This is a genomic window from Stenotrophomonas sp. 99219_Sma (genome assembly GCF_056480785.1).
The window spans coordinates 1,076,120-1,093,297 of record NZ_CM151117.1 but is presented as its reverse complement, the minus strand read 5'-3'; the positions used below and the strand labels follow the sequence as shown (position 1 = coordinate 1,093,297).

Here is a 17,178-nt window from a genome sequence, read left to right as displayed (position 1 = left end):
GCGTCAACCCCGCGTATTGGCCACATTCGGCAAAGTTGGCCCAATCGACAGCCTCCCGCGCCCTTCCCCGCTCCACCTAGAATGTCCCCATGAGCACCCTGACCTTCCGCGCCGCCACGTCGGCCGACATCCCCGCCCTCATTGCCCTCGTCACCTCGGCCTACCGCGGCGACGCCAGCCGCGTCGGCTGGACCACCGAAGCCGACCTGCTGGACGGCGCCCGCATCGATGCCGAAGGCATCCAGGCCGACCTGGACCGCCCGCGCTCCACCATCCTGCTGGCCGAACGCGACGGCCAGCTGGTGGCCTGCGCCCACGTCGCCGATGTCGACGGCAAGGGCTACTTCGGCATGTTCTCGGTCGACCCGGCCCAGCAGGGCGGCGGCGTCGGCAAGCAGCTGATGGACGCCGCCGAAGCGCACGCCGCACGCGAATGGAAGGTGCCGGTGATGCAGATGACGGTGATCGACGTGCGCGACGAATTGATCGCCTTCTACGAGCGCCGCGGCTACCAGCGCACCGGCATCAAGAAGCCGTTCCCCTATGGCGACGAACGCTTCGGCATTCCCAAGCGCGACGACCTGCGCTTCGAGATCCTGGAAAAGCCGCTGGCCGGAGCCGCCGCGTGAGCGATACCTGGACCTTCGTCTGTGCCGGCACCGAGCTGCTGCCGGGTGAAATGAAGAGCGTGTTCGACGAGGTAACCGGCACGCCGATCGTGGTGTTCAACCTCGACGGTGAGTTGTACGCGCTGGAAGACCAGTGCACGCATGAAGAGTTCGAGCTGTCCTCGGGTGAGTTCAACACCACCGAGGGCAGCGTGGAGTGCGTGCTGCACGGCGCGCGCTTCGACGTGCGTGACGGCCGCGCCCTGTGTGCCCCGGCCTACAGCCCTGTACCCAAGTTTCCGGTGAAGCGCGAGCACGACGCCGTCTGGACCCGCGACGACCGGGATTGAGGCGGCGCTCGGCCCAGAGAGCCCCCCCAGAGGGCGCCCCGCGGGAGAGCATCCACCCATGGGGTGGATCTACCGGAAGGCCATGAGGGCGCCCCCAGGCCGCTCCGGGGCGGCCCCAGCGGCCCGTCACGCCCCGCAGATGCGAATCATTATCGTTGATGTTATTCTACGTAACATCTTCGTAACGACTCCGCCCCCGCGCCATGGCTTCGCCCGCGCCCACCGCCACGTTGTGCCAGCTTGCCCGTCAAGGGTGGCCGCTGCTCGTGGCCGTGCTGCTGACGCTGCTGCTGGGCTGGTCGGCACTGCACGAAGGACGCGGCAACAACCCGGCTACCCACGGCTGGCAGGCACACGCTGAAGATCTGCAGCAGGTCACGCCGATGCCGGCTCCGCCGGCCGACGAGTGCCAGCACCATGCCGCGCCAGCACCCGAGCCGCCGCTGGATGGCGAGGGCGCCACGCCCTGTACCGGACTGGCTCCCCGCGCGCGCCCCTGGTCGCGCATGTTCCGCTGTGGCGTTCCGACGCCCTGCGTTGGCAGTTGCACGATCCCGCACTGCGGTTGAACCCCGGCCACGCTCCGCCCGCACCGCACGCCAGCTGAGGCGCCTTGCGGCCGTTGCCGTGCGCCTGATTGCGTTTCCTGCCAGCCGAGCATGGCTCGGCTCTACAGAACCCACCTCCCGCCTGTCGCCGCACGCCCATCTACGCCGGCTCGCGCTCGCCCTTTCCCGATCCAAGCCACCGCCACCCAGACCATGACCCACATCACGTCCCGCAAGCACGCTCCGCGCGTTTCCCTGCTCGCTACTGCCACCCTGGCCGCCGGCTTCGCACCGCTGGCCGCACAGGCGGCCGACAGCGCCGATGCCGGCTCCCGCAAGGCCACCGACCTGGACAAGGTGCAGGTGCGCGGCAGCTGGTTCAATCCGTCCTCGCCGAAGTTCACCGCCGAGCTGCTGGACACCCCGAAGTCGGTGTCGATCGTGTCGGAGAAGCTGATCGCCGAAACCGGTGCAACCAACCTGCAGGATGCATTGCGCATGGTCCCGGGTATCACCTTCGGTGCCGGCGAAGGCGGCAACCCGACCGGTGACCGCCCGTTCATCCGTGGCTTCGATTCGCAGAGCAACGTGTTCGTCGACGGCCTGCGCGACGTCGGCTCGCAGACCCGCGAGATCTTCGACCTGGAGCAGGTGGAAGTGGTCAAGGGCCCGAGCTCGGCCTACGGCGGCCGTGACTCCGGTGGTGGCAGCCTGAACCTGGTGAGCAAGACGCCGAAGTTGAAGAACGAAACCAGCGCCAGCATGGGCATCGGCACCGACAGCTACGCACGCGGCACCGTGGACGCCAACTACGTGCTGGGCGATGGCATCGCCGCCCGCCTGAACCTGATGAAGCACGAGTCGGACATCGCCGGCCGCGACGCTGCCAATGTCAGCCGCTGGGGCATCGCACCGTCGATCGCGTTCGGCCTGAACGGTCCGGCACAGCTGATCGCCAGCCACTACCACATGCAGAGCGATGACCTGCCGGACGCGGGTGGCTTCCCCTACAACAATCCGTTCTCCAGCGGCCCGAACGTGGCCAAGAACGGCGATGGCCGCCCGATGGTACCGGACCGCAACAACTACTACGGCCTGGTCGATCGTGACTTCCAGCGCACCCGTGCCGATATCAGCACTCTGGACGCCAGCTACGACTTCGGCGGCCACAAGCTGCGCAACATCGCGCGCCTGGGCAACACCAGCAACGACTACCTGTGGACCCAGCCGGACGACAGCAAGGGCAACCCGAACAATTACGGCACCTTGTGGCGCCGCACCAACAGCCGCGCCGTCGACGTCAAGAGCTTCGCGGACCAGCTGGGCCTGACCGGCGCGTTCCAGACCGGCGCACTGAAGCACAGCTACAGCGCCGGCGTGGAATACAGCGACGAGAAGATGACCCGTGGCAGCTACCAGATGACGCCAGGCACCGCCAACCCGCTGGAACCCCTCGCTGCCAACAGTTCGCGATGCACGGTGTCCGGTGCCGCTACCGGTTACAACTGCACCGACTTCAACAATCCGAACCCGAACGATCCGTGGGCGGCCGGTCAGACTGTCTATCGCAGCAACAAGGCGCAGGACGTTGAACAGCGCACCAAGACCAAGTCCGCGTATCTGTTCGACACCATCGAGCTCAATGCACAGTGGAGCTTCAACGTCGGCCTGCGCTATGACGACTACTCCACCACCCTGCTCACTCCGGGCAGCGCCACTCCCCGTGTGCGCAATGACAACGACTTCCTGAACTACCAGGCCGGCGTGGTGTTCAAGCCGGCCGCCAACGGCAGCATCTACCTGTCCTGGGGCACCTCCTCGACCCCGCCGGGCATGGACGGTGGCGACGGTTCGGACGGCCTGAATGCCGGCGTCGCCGACCTCAAGCCGCAGGACACCAGGAACCTCGAACTGGGCACCAAGTGGGACCTGTTCGACAAGCGCCTGAACCTGACTGCCGCGATCTTCCACACCGTGATGAACAACGCGCGCGTGACCATCGACAACGGCACCAGCCAGAACGCCGGCAAGAAGGAAATCAACGGCTTCGAGCTGGGCTTCACCGGCCAGTTGACCGATGCCTGGAGCCTGTACGGCGGCTACACCTACCTGGACTCGGAACTGAAGGACAACGGTTTCGTCTGTGGCGCACCGGTGGGCCGCACCTGTCCGTCCAACGTCTACGTGCCGTCGCCGAACAACGGCAACGTGTTCCCGAACACCGCCAAGCACAGCGCGAACCTGTGGACCACCTACCGCTTCCCGATCGGCCTGACCATCGGCGCCGGTGCGTTCTACTCGGACAAGCAGTACGGTGACGTCGCCAACACCAAGTGGATTGCCAGCTACACCCGCTTCGACGCGATGGCCAGCTACGCGATCCAGGACAACATCAGCCTGCAGCTCAACGTGCAGAACCTGACCGACAAGACCTACTTCACCAAGGCCTACGCCTCGCACTACGCGAGCATCGCCCCGGGTCGCTCGGCCACCCTGGCACTGAACGTGACGTTCTGATGTAACTGCGCTCCACCACGGCGGCAGGCTCTCCTGCCGCCGTTTTTGTTTCCGGCGATACTCACCCCATGGCAACCCGTACCCCCATCGACAGCGATGCTCTGGCCGAGCTGCTGCAGCACGATCCGCAGGCTGCCTTCGCACGCGTGCGCGACGCCGCGCAGGCCGGACAGGTCGAGGCACAACTGCTGCTCGCGCAGATGCACATGGAAGGCAAAGGCACCGCACAGGACGCCTCGGCGGCACGGCTCTGGTACGAAACCGCCGCCAACAACGGCGCGCCGATGGCGATGAACATGCTGGGCCGCTGCCACGAACTGGGCCAGGGCACCGCCCCCGACCCGACACTCGCCGCGGTGTGGTACCGGCGCGCGGCCGACACCGGGCTGGACTGGGGCCTGTACAACCTGGCCAACCTGCTGGCCACCGGCCGCGGCGTGACCCAGGACCGCGCACAGGCACTGGCCCTGTACACCCGTGCCGCACACCTGGGCCATGCCAAATCGATGAACCTGCTGGCCCGCCACCTCGAAGACGGGCTGGATACCGCACCCGATCCGCAGGCAGCGCTGGGCTGGTACCAGCGCGCGGCCGAAGCCGGTGATTTCCGCGGCCAGGCCAACTACGCCTCGATCCTGCTGCAGGCCGGCCAGGTCGAGCAGGCCGTGTACTGGCTGCGGCGCGCACTGGCCCACGGCAGCCCGGCGTTCATGGCGCACATCGTGCCGGAACTGGCAGCGTCGCCGCATCCACAGGTCCGCGCCCTGGTCGCGCCGCCGTCCCTCTGAGGAGTCCCGCATGCTGCTGCACATCCCCGACATTCTCAGCGCCGACCAGGTGGCCGACTTTCGCCGCCGGCTCGATGCCGCCGACTGGACCGATGGCCGCGAAACCGTCGGCCATCTGGGCGCGCAGGCCAAGCACAACCAGCAGCTGCCCGAGGCCTCACCGCTGCGCCGCGAACTGGGCGAGATCATCCTCGTCGCGCTGGCCCGGCACCCGCTGTTCTTCAGCGCCGCGCTGCCGCTGAAATACCTGCCGCCGCGCTTCAACCGCTACAGCGGTGGCGGCACCTATGGCTTCCATGTTGATGGCGCGGTGATGAACCTGGCCAACGGCGAACAGCTGCGTTCAGACATTTCCTGCACCCTGTTCCTGTCGGCGCCGGACGAGTACGAGGGCGGCGAACTGATCATCAGCGACACCTACGGCGAGCACGAAGTGAAGCTGCCGGCCGGCGACCTGATCGTATACCCGTCCAGCAGCCTGCACCAGGTGCGGCCGGTCACCCGCGGTGCGCGCGTGGCCTCGTTCTTCTGGGTACAGAGCATGATCCGCGACGATGTGCAGCGCCGCCTGCTGTGGGAAATGGATGGCTCGATCGAGCGCCTGCGGCAGACCGGCGGTGACGCCGAGGCGGTGCTGCAGCTGACCGGCGTGTACCACAACCTGCTGCGACGCTGGAGCGAAGTCTGAGCCCCATCCGGCCGATCCGCGACAATTTAGCAATCATTCTCATTTGCAACAGCTAACAGCTCTCATTACAATCACGCCCCGTTGATGCCGGCCGCTGCCGGCAGACCCTTGGGGACCCCTGCTTGCTGCGCCCGCTTCGCCCTCGCCCACTCATCCATCGCAAGATGGGCACCGCCATGCGCGGCCAGCGTCCTGCGCTGGCCAGTCTGCTGGCGTGGGTGGCGATGCTGGCTTTGCTGCTGGGCACCCTGCCGCTGCTGCCACACGGCCGGGCCGGAATGGCCGTGCAGATGCCGCTGGAAGAGCGCGGTGGCGAAGCGTCCCCGCAGGAAGAAGCACCGGCCAAACTGCGCCGCTGTGCTGCCGCCCCGGTGAAATCGGCCGAGAAGGCGCGCCCGCCGTTGCTGCTGGCCAGCCAATGGCTGCGCACCGAGCTTGAACTCGTACCCGCCACGCCGGCCATGCCCGGCGTGCGCCCGGACTGGCCGCTGGCCGCTCCGGACACGCCCTGGGCCGACGCGCCCGGGCGCCGCCAGCAACGCGGCCAGGCGCCGCCGCTCGCCTGAATCACGGCCCCGCGTGACCGCCTGCGCGGTCGTGCCCGCACGCCGCTGCCTGCTTCATCCCTGCCGCCCCTGACCGGGCCTCCCCGTGCATGCCGCGCCGTTCGCGCTTGGCATTGCACCACCCTGCATCCTTCGAGGTTACTGCCATGGCCCAGCGCCATCGTGTCCGTTCGTCCCTGTCCCGTACCCTGCTGACCAGCGCCGTGCTGGCAGCCATGACCGCCCCAGCCTTCGCCCACGGTGACGCTTCCGGCGCGCCACAGACGCTGGACAAGGTGGTGGTCACCGCCTCCGGCTTTGAGCAGAAGGTGGTCGATGCACCCGCCAGCATCAGCGTGGTCAGCCGCGAAGAACTCAGCAAGCGCCCGTACACCAATCTGGTCGACGCGCTGCGCGACGTTGAAGGCATCGACGTCGGTCTGGAAGCCAGCGACAAGAACGGCCGTGCCACCATCTCGATGCGCGGCCTGCCCTCCGAGTACACCCTGGTGCTGATCGACGGCCGCCGCCAGAGCAATGTCGGCCAGCTGTATCCGAACAACTTCGGCGGTGGCCAGTTCGCCTACCTGCCGCCGCTGGATGCCATCGAGCGCATTGAAGTGGTGCGCGGCCCGATGTCCACGTTGTACGGCTCGGATGCAATGGGCGGCGTGATCAACATCATCACCCGTCGCAACCAGGACAGCTGGCACGGCGCTGTGACCCAGGGCTTCACCGTGCAGCAGGATGACCAGTTCGGTGATGCACGCACCACCGACCTGTACCTCAGCGGCCCGCTGGTCAAGGACCGCCTCAGCCTGGCGGTGCGCGGCAGCTACTACGATGCCAAGGCCTCCAATCCGGAGTGGGATGCGCTGACCCTGCCCGACGGCAGCCTGTGGGAGCGCAGCATCGGCTTCGGTGGCGGCGGCAAGTCGGTGGCCAACACCAACTGGAACACCGGTGTGCGGCTGAACTTCCACGTCAACGATGACCACGAACTGTGGCTGGACTACGACGTGTCGCGGCAGAAGTACGACAACAGCGAGGGCCAGACCGGCACCCTCGACAGCCTGGCCAGCCTGTGGCGCGTCGGCAATGCCGTCATCCCCAACCCGAACGGCAGCGGCACCGTCACCCGCCGCGTGGTGCAGCCGCGCGTGGGCTACACCGCCTACCAGCGATACGAGCGCGACCAGTTGTCGCTGACCCACCAGGGCCGTTACAGCTTCGGTACCTGGCAGACCTCGCTGACCCACAGCAAGAGCAGCAACCTGGGCCGCTCGCTGCCGCTGACCCTGGACGAACGCGCCAACCTGCAGACCCTGTGGAACGACGTCTGCCGCCGCACCGGCGGCGCCAACAACTGCGCGGCCGGCCGCGGCAATGCACTGGCCGCCCTCAACCCAAGTGAAATGGCACGCCTGCAGGCATTCCTGCCGCGTCCGCTGCGCACCATGGAGCTGGAAGGCTACGTGCTCGACACCATGCTCGACCTCGACTTCGGCGCGCACAAGCTGACCGTCGGCGGCCAGTACAACGACACCGACATGATCGACGGCGTGTTCGGCATGGATGGCGCCGGCTACCGCAGCAACACCAAGCAGAAGCACCGCATGTGGGCGCTTTTCGCCGAGGACAACTGGTCGCTGACCGACACCCTCACCGCCACCTTCGGCCTGCGCTACGACGACCACAACGTGTTCGGCAGCCATGTCAGCCCGCGCGGCTACCTGGTGTGGAACGCCACTGACGCCTGGACCTTCAAGGGTGGCGTCAGCACCGGCTACAAGACCCCGCGTCCGGACCAGTTGTTCCCGGGCATCACCGGCTTCGGTGGCCAGGGCGTGCTGCCGCTGGTGGGCTCGCCTAACCTGAAGCCTGAAACCAGCACCAACTACGAGCTGGCCGCGTACTACGAAGGCCAGCGCTGGGGCTTCAATGTCACCGGCTTCTTCAACAAGTTCGAAGACAAGATCGCCAGCGGCGGCACGTTCCCGAACTGCGAAGTGGCCCGCGCCGGCAGCGGTTACTGCGTGGACATCGGCCCGGGCTGGGCAGCACTGGGCTACAGCACCTTCACCCAGAGCGTGAACATCGACAAGGCCGAGACCCGCGGTGCGGAACTGGCCGGCCACGTCGACCTGCTCGACAACCTGCAGCTGCGCGGCAACTACACGTGGACCAAGAGCGAGCAGACCAGCGGCCCCGACAAGGGACGCCCGATCTCTGGCACCACGCCGGCAAAGCACATGGCCAACGCCAGCCTCAACTGGCAGATCAACGAAGCGATCAGCCTGTCGCTGATCGGCGAAGGCCGCTACGACCGCTATCGCGACACCCTCATCGACAGTGCCGGCACCCGCCACGTGCGCTATTACGAGGACTACACGATCTTCCATCTCGGTGGCAGCTGGAAGGCCACGCCGTGGCTGACGGTCAACGCGCGGGTCAACAACCTGTTCGACAAGGACTTCGTTTCGCAGTCGTGCCTGCTGCTCAATCCCAGCGAGTTCAGCTGCGTGGACGACTACGCGACCAAGGACCAGCGCCGCAGCTACTGGATTTCGCTGAACGCGAAGTTCTGATCTCTGCGCCCTGCCCTGGTGGGTGCCGACTTTGGTCGGCACCGCTCCATCCACGCATGGCGTGGATCTACTGATCCGCGGGATTGCCGGCCAGTCGGTAGTGCCGGCCGCTGGCCGGCAATTCCCCTCCAGGGATACAGAACGATACGCAATTGCGAGCTATTCTCATCAATGATGTAATGGGCAGTCCCCGTCCGCCTCGAACCGTGCCGTGAGCCGTCCTGCCCCTTCCACCGTGCAGCAGCAACAGAGCCGTGGCTTCTGGCTGCGGACGCTGCACCAGTGGCACTGGATCAGCTCGGCGGTCTGCCTGATCGGCATGCTGCTGTTTGCGGTGACCGGCCTGACCCTCAACCATGCCGCGAAGATCGAGGCCAAGCCCGAGGTGCAGAACCAGCATCTGGAACTGCCGGCCGCGCTGCTGGGCCAGCTGGGCACGCGCGAGGACGGCAACGCGCCGATCCCGCGCCCGGCCCGGCAATGGCTGGACACGCAGCTGGGCATCGCCATCGGCGGGCGCCCGGCCGAGTGGTCGGCTGAAGAGATCTACCTGTCACTGCCACGCCCGGGTGGCGACGCCTGGCTGAGCATCGATCGCGCGACCGGCGCGGTGGAGTACGAATCAACCTCGCGCGGCGCGGTGTCCTACCTCAACGACCTGCACAAGGGCCGCAACGCGGGCCCAGCGTGGGGCTGGTTCCTGGACCTGTTCGCCGTGGCCTGCCTGGTGTTCTGCATCACCGGCCTGTTCCTGCTTCACCTGCATGCACGGCAGCGGCGCATGACCTGGCCGCTGGTCGGCCTCGGCCTGATGATCCCGCTGCTGATCGCCCTGCTGCTGATTCACTGACTTTCCTTCGTTTCCGGAGCCGCCCCATGCGCGTCACCCTGACCATCGCCCTCAGCGGCCTGCTGGCCACCTCGCCGGCCTATGCCACCACCCTCGACATCAACGTCGAAGTGCCCAAGCTCAACGTGGCCGAGTACCACCGCCCGTACGTGGCGGTGTGGCTGGAAGGCGCCGACCAGAAGGTCGCGGCCAACCTGTCGGTCTGGTACCAGCAGACCAGCAACAGCGAAGGCCACGGCACCAAGTGGCTGCCGGACCTGCGCCAGTGGTGGCGCAAGAGCGGCCGCACCCTGCAGGTGCCGGTGGACGGCGTGACCGGCCCGACCCGCCCGGCCGGCAAGCACGCGCTGTCGTTCAACGACAAGCAGCCGGCGCTGAAGCAGCTGGCTCCGGGCAACTACACCCTGGTGGTGGAAGCGGTGCGCGAAGTCGGCGGCCGTGAACTGCTGAAGATCCCCTTCACCTGGCCGGCCACCGCCGCGCAGAACGGCAAGGCGCAGGGCGCCACCGAACTGGGCCAGGTCACCCTCGCCGTCAAACCCTGAAAAGGGGACGGAGGGGATTAAGTCGTAATTCCCCTCCTCTCGCCGCACCACCCTGCATCCACCTGGAGTCTTCCGCATGAAGCGCACGCTCGTCCTCGCCGCCGCTCTGGCCGCTGCCCTTCCCTTCTCCGCCCTGGCCCACAAGGCCTGGCTGCTGCCCTCGCAGACCGTGATCGCCGGCAATGCGCCGTGGATCACCGTCGACGGTGCGGTCTCCAACGACCTGTTCTATTTCAACCACGTGCCGCTGCGCCTGGAGTCGCTGGTGATCACCGCGCCGGACGGCAGCACCGTGCAACCGCAGAACGCGTCCACCGGCAAGTACCGCAGCGTGTTCGATGTCGAGCTGAAGCAGCCGGGCACCTACCGCATCGCGTCGGTCAATGACGGCCTGTTCGCCACCTACGAGCAGAACGGCGAGCGCAAGCGCTGGCGCGGCAGCGTCGCCACCTTCGGCGAACTGCCCAAGGATGCGAAGAAGCTGGAAGTGAGCCAGTCGGTCGGCCGCGTGGAGACCTTCGTCACCAACGGCGCCCCGAACGACACCGCGCTGAAGCCGACCAACCGTGGCATCGAGCTGGTCGCCGTCGGCCACCCGAACGATCTGTTCGCCGGCGAGGAAGCCACCTTCCGCGTGCTGGTCGACGGCAAGCCGACCGCCGGCCTGGAGTTCGAGATCGTGCGTGGCGCCACCCGCTACCGCAACGCGCAGGACGAGCTGAAGGTCACCAGCGATGCCAAGGGTGAGATCAAGGTGACCTGGCCGGAAGCCGGCATGTACTGGCTGGAGACCGGCACCGAAGACAACAAGACCTCGGTGAAGCAGGCCGCCAAGCGCCGCCTGAGCTACGTCGCCACGCTGGAAGTGCTGCCGCAGTAATGACGTGGACCGCGATGCCGGGCACGCCCCGGCATCGCGCCTGCAGCACACCACCATGACCGATCCCCTGCTCGACATCGCCCGCCTCGGTGGCACCACCATGGGCACCATCTGGAGCGTGTCGCTGGTCGCGTCGCGCCAGCGCGACCTGCACCCGCTGCATGCTGGCATCCAGGCGCGGCTGGACGAGGTGGTCGCGCAGATGAGCACCTGGGAGCGTGGTTCGGATCTGAGTCGCTACAACCGCGCCGACGCCGGCCAATGGTGCGTGCTGCCGGCCGAAACCCGTCACGTTCTGGTCTGCGCACAGGCCATCGCTTCCGCCAGTGGCGGCGCCTTCGATCCCACCATCGGTCCGCTGGTTGCACTGTGGGGCTTCGGGGCACATGCCGGTGAACGCCGCCAGCCCGACGACGCTACCCTGCAGGCCACGCGTGATCGCTGCGGTTGGCAGCGCCTGCAGTGGCAGGACGATGCGCTGCTGCAGCCGGGTGGACTGGCACTGGATCTCTCTGCGATCGCCAAGGGCTTCGGCGTCGATCACGTGGCCGCCTGGTTGCGTGGACAAGGCATCACTGCCGCGCTGATCGAAGTCGGCGGCGAACTGGCCGGCTACGGCCGCAAACCGGACGGCCAGCCGTGGCGCGTACTGGTGGAATCCGCACCCGAAGAAGACGTGCACACCGATACCCCGCCACGGGTGCTGGCGCTGGACGGCAAGGCGGTGGCCACCTCCGGTGATCGCTGGCACCAGTACCAGGCCGATGGCGAGGCCTACAGCCACAGCCTGGACCCGCGCTCCGGCAGACCGGTGCGGCAGGTTGCCGCGGCAGTAACCGTGGTGGCCGACGACGCCATGCACGCCGATGCCTGGGCCACGGCATTGACCGTGCTGGGTCGCGAACAGGGCATGGCGCTGGCCGAACGCGAAGGACTGGCTGCACGCTACCTGCAACGCACCGCAGAAGGCCCGCAGGAATTTCTCAGCAGCGCCTTCCAGCGCCTGCTCGACGGGCAGGACGCATGAGCGCACGTCCATCGCGCGCGTGGCTCGGCAACACTCTGGTCCTGCTCCTGCTGGCAGCGATCGGCTGGGCACTGCTTCGCCTGCATCTCGGCGAAGCGTGGTGGCGAGGCGCACCACCGGCGCGGCAGTCGCAGATCGCGGTGCTCGCCACGGTGCTGTATGCGCTGGCCTGCGCGGCCCTGTGGTGGCGTGGGCGCCCGCGCGACGACGCCGCAACCGGAGACACCGCGCCCATCCTGCTGGTCTGGTCCAGCCAGACCGGCTTCGCCCGCGAACTGGCCGAACGCAGCGCCGAGGCCCTGCGCGGTGCCGGCGTGCCAGTGCGCGTGCGCGGGCTGCATGAGGTGGATGCAGCACTGCTGGCTTCCAGCCAGCGCGCGCTGTTCATTGCCAGCACCACCGGCGAAGGCGATCCACCCGACCACGCCCTGCCGTTCCTGCGCGGGGTGATGGCCACCCCGCCCCCGCTGCAGCACCTGCACTACGGGGTGCTCGCGCTGGGCGACCGCAGCTATGGCCACTTCTGCGGATTCGGCCACCAGCTGGACACTTGGCTGCGCCAACACGGCGCGCATCCGCTGTTCGACGCCATCGAGGTCGACAACGCCGATCCGGCAGCGCTGCGTCATTGGCAACAGTTGCTGGGACAACTCGGCGGTAACGCCAGCGAACTGCCCGACTGGAGTCCGGCCGAGTACCAGCCGTGGACGCTGCTGCAACGCGAGCATCTGAACCCGGGCAGCCCCGGTGGTCCGGTGTACTGGTTGCGCCTGCAGCCACCGGCCGATGCAAATGTGCAGTGGCAGGCCGGTGACATCGCCGAGATCGGCCCGCAGCACGCATCGCACACCGTGCGTGCCTGGCTGGATGCACAACGCTTCGACGCGGACACCGTGCTGGATGACGGGCAGACGTTGCTGGCACGCGTCGCGCGCTCGCACCTGCCCTCATTGGTTCCCCCGGGTGATCTGCCTGCCTTGCTGGCGACCCTGCAACCGCTGCCGCATCGCGAGTACTCGATCGCCTCGGTCATGGCCGACGGTGCGGTTGAGCTGCTGCTGCGCCGCCAGCTGCGCGCTGACGGTACACCCGGCATCGGCAGCGGCTGGCTGTGCGACCACGCTGCCATCGGCGAACCGGTACAGCTGCGTCTGCGCCGCAACGACAATTTCCACGGCTTGGCCGCCGACGTGCCGCTGCTGCTGATCGGCAACGGCACCGGCATCGCCGGCCTGCGCGCGCATCTGCACGAACGCGTACGCAGTGGCGCACGCCGCACCTGGCTGCTGTTCGGTGAGCGCACCGCCCCGCATGACTTCCACTTCGGTGAAGAACTGCAGGCGATGCTGGCCGACGGCACGCTGGCGCGGTTGGATGCAGTGTTCAGCCGCGATGGCGGTGCGCACCGCTATGTGCAGGACCGGCTGCTGGCCGAAGCGGCAACGCTGCGCCAGTGGGTGGATGAAGGCGCCACGATCCTGGTCTGCGGCAGCCTGCAGGGCATGGCCCCGGCGGTGGATGCAGTGATCGAGCAGGTGCTGGGTACCGCGGGCAAGGAAGCGCTGTTGCTGGCCGGTCGTTACCGGCGCGATGTGTATTGAGGCCACCGCATCCACGCATGGCGTGGATGTACTGCTCCACTTCAGCGGATGCGAATCGCCTTCTGGTGGGTGCGAACCGCTTTCTGGTGGGTGCGAACCCTGGTTCGCACCATGACGCGGTATCGGCGGCCGCATCCACGCATGGCGTGGATCTACTGAACAGATTCGGCTGGCGCGAGCCGCATTCTGGTGGGTGCGAACCTTGGTTCGCACCATGACGCGGTGTCGGTGGCCGCATCCACGCATGGCGTGGATCTACTGAACAGATTCGGCGGGTGCGAACCGCTTTCTGGTGGGTGCGAACCTTGGTTCGCACCGTGACGCGGTGTCGGTGGCCCCATCCACGCATGGCGTGGATCTACTGAACGGCGTGTCCAGGCATGGTGGCACCCGCACCCCAGTAGATCCACGCCATGCGTGGATAGTGCCAACCGGCGCCCAGGAATCATCCCGCCGCCGCACTGATCCGGATCGCCAGCAACTCGCCACCGCCCTGCAACGCATGACGCTGCCGTGCACCCGCCGCCAACCACGCAGTGTCTCCCGCCTGCAGCGCCGGCAAGCCGCTATCTGCACCGAACTCCGCCTGACCAGCCAGCAGATGCAGCGCCCAGGCCACACCCGGTTCGCAGAAGAAGAACATCGTGCCCACCAGCGGCCGGTGCAGCAGTTCGGCCTGCAGCAGCTCGCGCTTCCACATCAGGTTGAAGTCGTGGGTGGTGCCGTCCACCAATTCGCCGTGCAGCGCTTCCTCACCGGCAAAACGCACACGCCCGTGCGGTGGCAGCACCTCGGCCACACGGCCATCGTCGAAGCGCAGGCGCACGCCATTGCCCTGCAGCAGCACCAGCTCGCGCTCCACGCCGGGGAAGGCGGAGAACGCGGCATCCTGCTCGATCTCGGCCACCGACAGGCGTAGCGCCCAGTCATCACCCTGCGCCGGCAGTCGCAGGATCTCGCGGGTCCAGCCCAGGCCGTTGCGCCAGCGTTCGCGGCGGTAGTCCAGGCGGGAGATCACCTGGCTCGGAGTGTGCAGCAGGGAGTCGATGTTCATCGGCGCATTGCATCATGCCGCGCGCCGTCATGCATCACCGCGTGGCGAGCGTGCCCTGGCCACCGCACTCACCGCCCAGCAGCTGCGAGTGCTTCAGCCAATCCTGGTCGGGGTAGTAGGCGAACACCATCGTGCCGCCACGCAATGCGTCGATCAGTGGCTTGGCCACCGACAGGCGCACTGCCGGACAGCCCAGGCTGCGGCCGAGCCGCCCCTGCAGCTGCGCAGTCGCCGGGTTCACGTACGGCGCGCCGTGGATGACGATGGCGCGTTCGCGCGCGCGGTCGTTGAAGCCCGGTTCCAGCCCGGCCAGGCGCAGCGAATAGCCGTTGCCGCCCATGTAGGTCTCCTGCGCGGTGAACGCGCCGAGGCTGGACATGAAGCTGCCATCGCGATTGGAGAAGTGTTCGGTACGGTTCTCACCGCTGTTGCGGCCATGCGCCACCCATTCCTCGAACAGCAGGCGCTGGTGGGCCAGGTCGAACACCCACAGGCGCGGCTCGGTGGACGGCCGCGAATAATCGATCACGCTGAGGCGATCACCATTGATGCCCAGCTCCGGCCGCTGCAGCGCGCAGCGCATGGCGTGCGCCGCCAGCTGCAATACGTGGCGGTCGGCCTTGGGCGCACTGCGCGACAGCAAGGCGGCCAGATCATCGGCACTGGTGGCAAGGGCGGGCGTCTGTGCCAGCGCCGGAGCACTGGCCGAGGTCGCCAGCAGGCCGAACGCGGCCAGCCGGCACAGGCGGGATGCAGTCATGGGCACAACGAAGGGACTCAGTTGCCCTTGAGGGTGGACCCTGGCGGCTCGGATTCCAAGACCGGCTGCATTCCGGATTCAGCCGGGCTTGGGCGGACCGCCGGCAGCGAGGTCACCAGCAGGGTCGTGCCCGGTACCAGCACCTGGTACAGCTGGCGGGCGAAATCGGCCGGCAACGCCATCGGCAGCGAGGGCGTGGCCAGCAGGTCCGGCGTGGCCTGGGCACGGTCCTGGCCCAGCAGCGGATAGGCCGTCCACTGGTGCAGGCGCTTGTTCGCGTCCAGCGGGCTGGGCGTATCGCTGTAGCCCTGCCCCATCACGAACAGGGTGGTGCCCTGGAACGCCGGCAGGGCGTCGGCCTTCAGCGGCGACTCGCCGATCATCACGCCATCGCGCAGCACGTACAGGCGCTGGTCGTGCAGACTGACCAGGATGCCGACCTGCCCGGCCGGCGCCGCGGCGTCATCCCACCGGGCCTGCGCCGGGGCCCCACCCTCGGTTTCCGGAAGGGCCTGGCCGCGCGCGTTGACCGGCGCCAACACCGACGGATAGGCCAGCGTCATCGGCGAGCTCTTGGCATCGGCCACGACCACGGTGTCGCCACGCTGGGTTTCACTGAACAGCTTCTGCGCGAAGGCCTGCGGCAGCCGCACGCAGCCATGCGAGGCCGGATGACCGGGCAGGCTGCCGCCATGCAGGGCGATGCCGTCCCAGGTCAGCCGCTGCATGTAGGGCATCGGCGCGCTGTTGTAGAGGTTGGACTTGTGGTCCTTGTCCTTCTGCAGGATGGTGAACACGCCGGTCGGCGTCTCATGCCCAGCCTTGCCCGAGCTGATCGTGGTCAGGCCGATGGCAATGCCGTTGCGGTACACGTACGCGCGCTGCTCATCGAGGCTGACCACCAGCACGATCGGGCCGGTCGGCGAAATTTCCGGATGCCACAGGTATTCGCCCGGCTTGAGGTCGGTCGGTCCGCGCACTTCGGCGCTGCTGGCTGCGGCAGCGGCAGGCTTGGCAGCCGGCGTCGGCGTCGGCGCAGCGGCATGGCCCAGCAGCGGCAGGGCCAGTGCAAGGGCGAGCATCAGGGTGGTGGGGCGGTGCAGAAGCATCCAGCGGGGGTCCTTTCCATGCGGTGCGGCCACCGTACACCATCGACCCGTGGTGGCCGCGGCAAAACCAGGCGCCGGAAATGAAACTGCCCGGCGACACAGCCATGTGTCGTACCGGGCAATCGTTACGTCCTTGTCGGCCTGCTGCCGCCCCCTCGCATCCTGCGCTGTGGGGGTAGCGTTGCATCCTGCACGCGGCCGCGTCTGTCCTGTTTGTATCTCAGCCCCTTCCACAGGTCTGTGATGCCACCATCCTGGTGATTGGTGCCGCGTCCTGCGGCGGTCGGTGGTCACGGCCTTCCTGTCCGTGTCCGGTGAACCAGCCTCCTGCCGGTTCCGACGATTCCTGCTGTCAGCGCCTCGGTACGGTTCGCACCGGTACCGATCCGGGTACCGGATCCGCCGGCAACAACCTGTTGCCTACGGTGATCCGCTGTCGATTCCGTTCGACGATTGCTTTCCCTATCCCCTTCACCTGCGTCAGGTCCTCGACGCGATGAAACGGGCCGTGTCTGCGCCGGTGCTCGACGATCGCCTCGGCCTTGGCGGCTCCGACCATCGTCAATCCCTGCTGCAGCGCCTGGGCATCGGCGCGGTTGATGTCGATCGGTTCGGCGGCATGCGCCCCAGCGATCCACACGACCAGCACCAGTGCCCTCAACACGACACTCCAAGGCACGACGTGTATCTCCTTGTGATTCTGGCCGTCCCGACCGGCAA

Annotated in this window: 16 protein-coding genes and 1 pseudogene; 13 read left to right on the top strand and 4 right to left on the bottom strand. The window is 67.5% G+C overall.

Annotated elements, in window-relative coordinates; translation table 11 throughout:
- Nucleotides 1-89 precede the first annotated feature (89 nt).
- From ACZK13_RS05070 to ACZK13_RS05010, 13 genes and pseudogenes are all read left to right on the top strand, one after another.
- Nucleotides 90-629 carry a GNAT family N-acetyltransferase gene (locus ACZK13_RS05070; RefSeq protein ID WP_253144199.1) on the top strand — a complete coding sequence of 180 codons (540 nt, stop codon included), beginning with the start codon at nt 90-92 and terminating at the stop codon, nt 627-629.
- Nucleotides 626-958 carry a non-heme iron oxygenase ferredoxin subunit gene (locus tag ACZK13_RS05065; protein ID WP_100437470.1) on the top strand — a complete coding sequence of 111 codons (333 nt, stop codon included), beginning with the start codon at nt 626-628 and terminating at the stop codon, nt 956-958. Before ACZK13_RS05070 ends, ACZK13_RS05065 begins: the two co-directional genes overlap by 4 nt.
- A 203-nt stretch (nt 959-1,161) precedes the next feature.
- A pseudogene (locus tag ACZK13_RS05060) lies at nt 1,162-1,565 on the top strand (hypothetical protein).
- A 154-nt stretch (nt 1,566-1,719) separates the two neighbouring features.
- Nucleotides 1,720-4,023 carry a TonB-dependent receptor gene (locus ACZK13_RS05055; protein ID WP_478482320.1) on the top strand — a complete coding sequence of 768 codons (2,304 nt, stop codon included), beginning with the start codon at nt 1,720-1,722 and terminating at the stop codon, nt 4,021-4,023.
- A 68-nt stretch (nt 4,024-4,091) separates the two neighbouring features.
- On the top strand, nt 4,092-4,811 hold the full coding sequence (locus ACZK13_RS05050; RefSeq protein ID WP_478482319.1) for a tetratricopeptide repeat protein: 720 nt from the start codon (nt 4,092-4,094) through the stop codon (nt 4,809-4,811).
- 10 nt (nt 4,812-4,821) lie between these two features.
- Nucleotides 4,822-5,499 (top strand): Fe2+-dependent dioxygenase, encoded by a 678-nt coding sequence (locus ACZK13_RS05045; protein WP_094002066.1) that lies wholly within the window; start codon nt 4,822-4,824, stop codon nt 5,497-5,499.
- Between the two features lie 164 nt (nt 5,500-5,663).
- A complete protein-coding gene (locus tag ACZK13_RS05040) occupies nt 5,664-6,065 on the top strand; it encodes a hypothetical protein (RefSeq protein ID WP_125894185.1) in 402 nt (133 codons plus the stop codon).
- A gap of 146 nt (nt 6,066-6,211) precedes the next feature.
- Entirely contained in the window at nt 6,212-8,632 is a 2,421-nt protein-coding gene (locus ACZK13_RS05035) for a TonB-dependent receptor domain-containing protein (protein ID WP_253144189.1), read from the top strand.
- Nucleotides 8,633-8,843: 211 nt separating this feature from the next.
- Complete coding sequence (locus ACZK13_RS05030; protein WP_180838138.1) at nt 8,844-9,482, top strand: PepSY-associated TM helix domain-containing protein; 639 nt, start codon at nt 8,844-8,846, stop codon at nt 9,480-9,482.
- Between the two features lie 26 nt (nt 9,483-9,508).
- Nucleotides 9,509-10,027, top strand: a complete 519-nt coding sequence (locus ACZK13_RS05025) for a DUF2271 domain-containing protein (protein WP_004147429.1) — start codon at nt 9,509-9,511, stop codon at nt 10,025-10,027.
- Between the two features lie 76 nt (nt 10,028-10,103).
- Complete coding sequence (locus tag ACZK13_RS05020; protein WP_071228078.1) at nt 10,104-10,907, top strand: DUF4198 domain-containing protein; 804 nt, start codon at nt 10,104-10,106, stop codon at nt 10,905-10,907.
- Between the two features lie 55 nt (nt 10,908-10,962).
- The gene (locus ACZK13_RS05015) at nt 10,963-11,934 is read left to right on the top strand and encodes an FAD:protein FMN transferase (protein WP_478482318.1); all 972 of its coding nucleotides are present in this window, start codon (nt 10,963-10,965) and stop codon (nt 11,932-11,934) included.
- Entirely contained in the window at nt 11,931-13,535 is a 1,605-nt protein-coding gene (locus ACZK13_RS05010; RefSeq protein ID WP_478482317.1) for a sulfite reductase subunit alpha, read from the top strand. The genes ACZK13_RS05015 and ACZK13_RS05010 overlap by 4 nt, the downstream gene beginning before the upstream one ends.
- A 445-nt stretch (nt 13,536-13,980) precedes the next feature.
- On the opposite strand, the gene ACZK13_RS05005 is transcribed toward ACZK13_RS05010, so the two are convergent.
- The 4 genes from ACZK13_RS05005 to ACZK13_RS04990 form a co-directional block, all read right to left on the bottom strand.
- The gene (locus ACZK13_RS05005; protein ID WP_125894175.1) at nt 13,981-14,589 is read right to left on the bottom strand and encodes a HutD/Ves family protein; all 609 of its coding nucleotides are present in this window, start codon (nt 14,587-14,589) and stop codon (nt 13,981-13,983) included.
- Between the two features lie 34 nt (nt 14,590-14,623).
- The gene (locus tag ACZK13_RS05000; RefSeq protein ID WP_004147404.1) at nt 14,624-15,349 is read right to left on the bottom strand and encodes a murein L,D-transpeptidase catalytic domain family protein; all 726 of its coding nucleotides are present in this window, start codon (nt 15,347-15,349) and stop codon (nt 14,624-14,626) included.
- A 17-nt stretch (nt 15,350-15,366) separates the two neighbouring features.
- Nucleotides 15,367-16,458, bottom strand: a complete 1,092-nt coding sequence (locus tag ACZK13_RS04995) for a L,D-transpeptidase (protein ID WP_180838135.1) — start codon at nt 16,456-16,458, stop codon at nt 15,367-15,369.
- A gap of 352 nt (nt 16,459-16,810) precedes the next feature.
- A complete protein-coding gene (locus ACZK13_RS04990) occupies nt 16,811-17,137 on the bottom strand; it encodes a ComEA family DNA-binding protein (RefSeq protein ID WP_012510302.1) in 327 nt (108 codons plus the stop codon).
- Between the last annotated feature and the right edge of the window lie 41 nt (nt 17,138-17,178).

What these genes read in the sequence shown, in the direction of transcription:
- ACZK13_RS05070 (WP_253144199.1), top strand. Translation starts at nt 90, where the DNA reads ATGAGCACCCTGACCTTCCGCGCCGCCACGTCGGCCGACATCCCCGCC.
- ACZK13_RS05055 (WP_478482320.1), top strand. Translation starts at nt 1,720, where the DNA reads ATGACCCACATCACGTCCCGCAAGCACGCTCCGCGCGTTTCCCTGCTC.
- ACZK13_RS05050 (WP_478482319.1), top strand. Translation starts at nt 4,092, where the DNA reads ATGGCAACCCGTACCCCCATCGACAGCGATGCTCTGGCCGAGCTGCTG.
- ACZK13_RS05045 (WP_094002066.1), top strand. Translation starts at nt 4,822, where the DNA reads ATGCTGCTGCACATCCCCGACATTCTCAGCGCCGACCAGGTGGCCGAC.
- ACZK13_RS05040 (WP_125894185.1), top strand. Translation starts at nt 5,664, where the DNA reads ATGGGCACCGCCATGCGCGGCCAGCGTCCTGCGCTGGCCAGTCTGCTG.
- ACZK13_RS05035 (WP_253144189.1), top strand. Translation starts at nt 6,212, where the DNA reads ATGGCCCAGCGCCATCGTGTCCGTTCGTCCCTGTCCCGTACCCTGCTG.
- ACZK13_RS05025 (WP_004147429.1), top strand. Translation starts at nt 9,509, where the DNA reads ATGCGCGTCACCCTGACCATCGCCCTCAGCGGCCTGCTGGCCACCTCG.
- ACZK13_RS05020 (WP_071228078.1), top strand. Translation starts at nt 10,104, where the DNA reads ATGAAGCGCACGCTCGTCCTCGCCGCCGCTCTGGCCGCTGCCCTTCCC.
- ACZK13_RS05015 (WP_478482318.1), top strand. Translation starts at nt 10,963, where the DNA reads ATGACCGATCCCCTGCTCGACATCGCCCGCCTCGGTGGCACCACCATG.
- ACZK13_RS05010 (WP_478482317.1), top strand. Translation starts at nt 11,931, where the DNA reads ATGAGCGCACGTCCATCGCGCGCGTGGCTCGGCAACACTCTGGTCCTG.
- ACZK13_RS05005 (WP_125894175.1), bottom strand. Translation starts at nt 14,589, where the DNA reads ATGAACATCGACTCCCTGCTGCACACTCCGAGCCAGGTGATCTCCCGC.
- ACZK13_RS05000 (WP_004147404.1), bottom strand. Translation starts at nt 15,349, where the DNA reads ATGACTGCATCCCGCCTGTGCCGGCTGGCCGCGTTCGGCCTGCTGGCG.
- ACZK13_RS04995 (WP_180838135.1), bottom strand. Translation starts at nt 16,458, where the DNA reads ATGCTTCTGCACCGCCCCACCACCCTGATGCTCGCCCTTGCACTGGCC.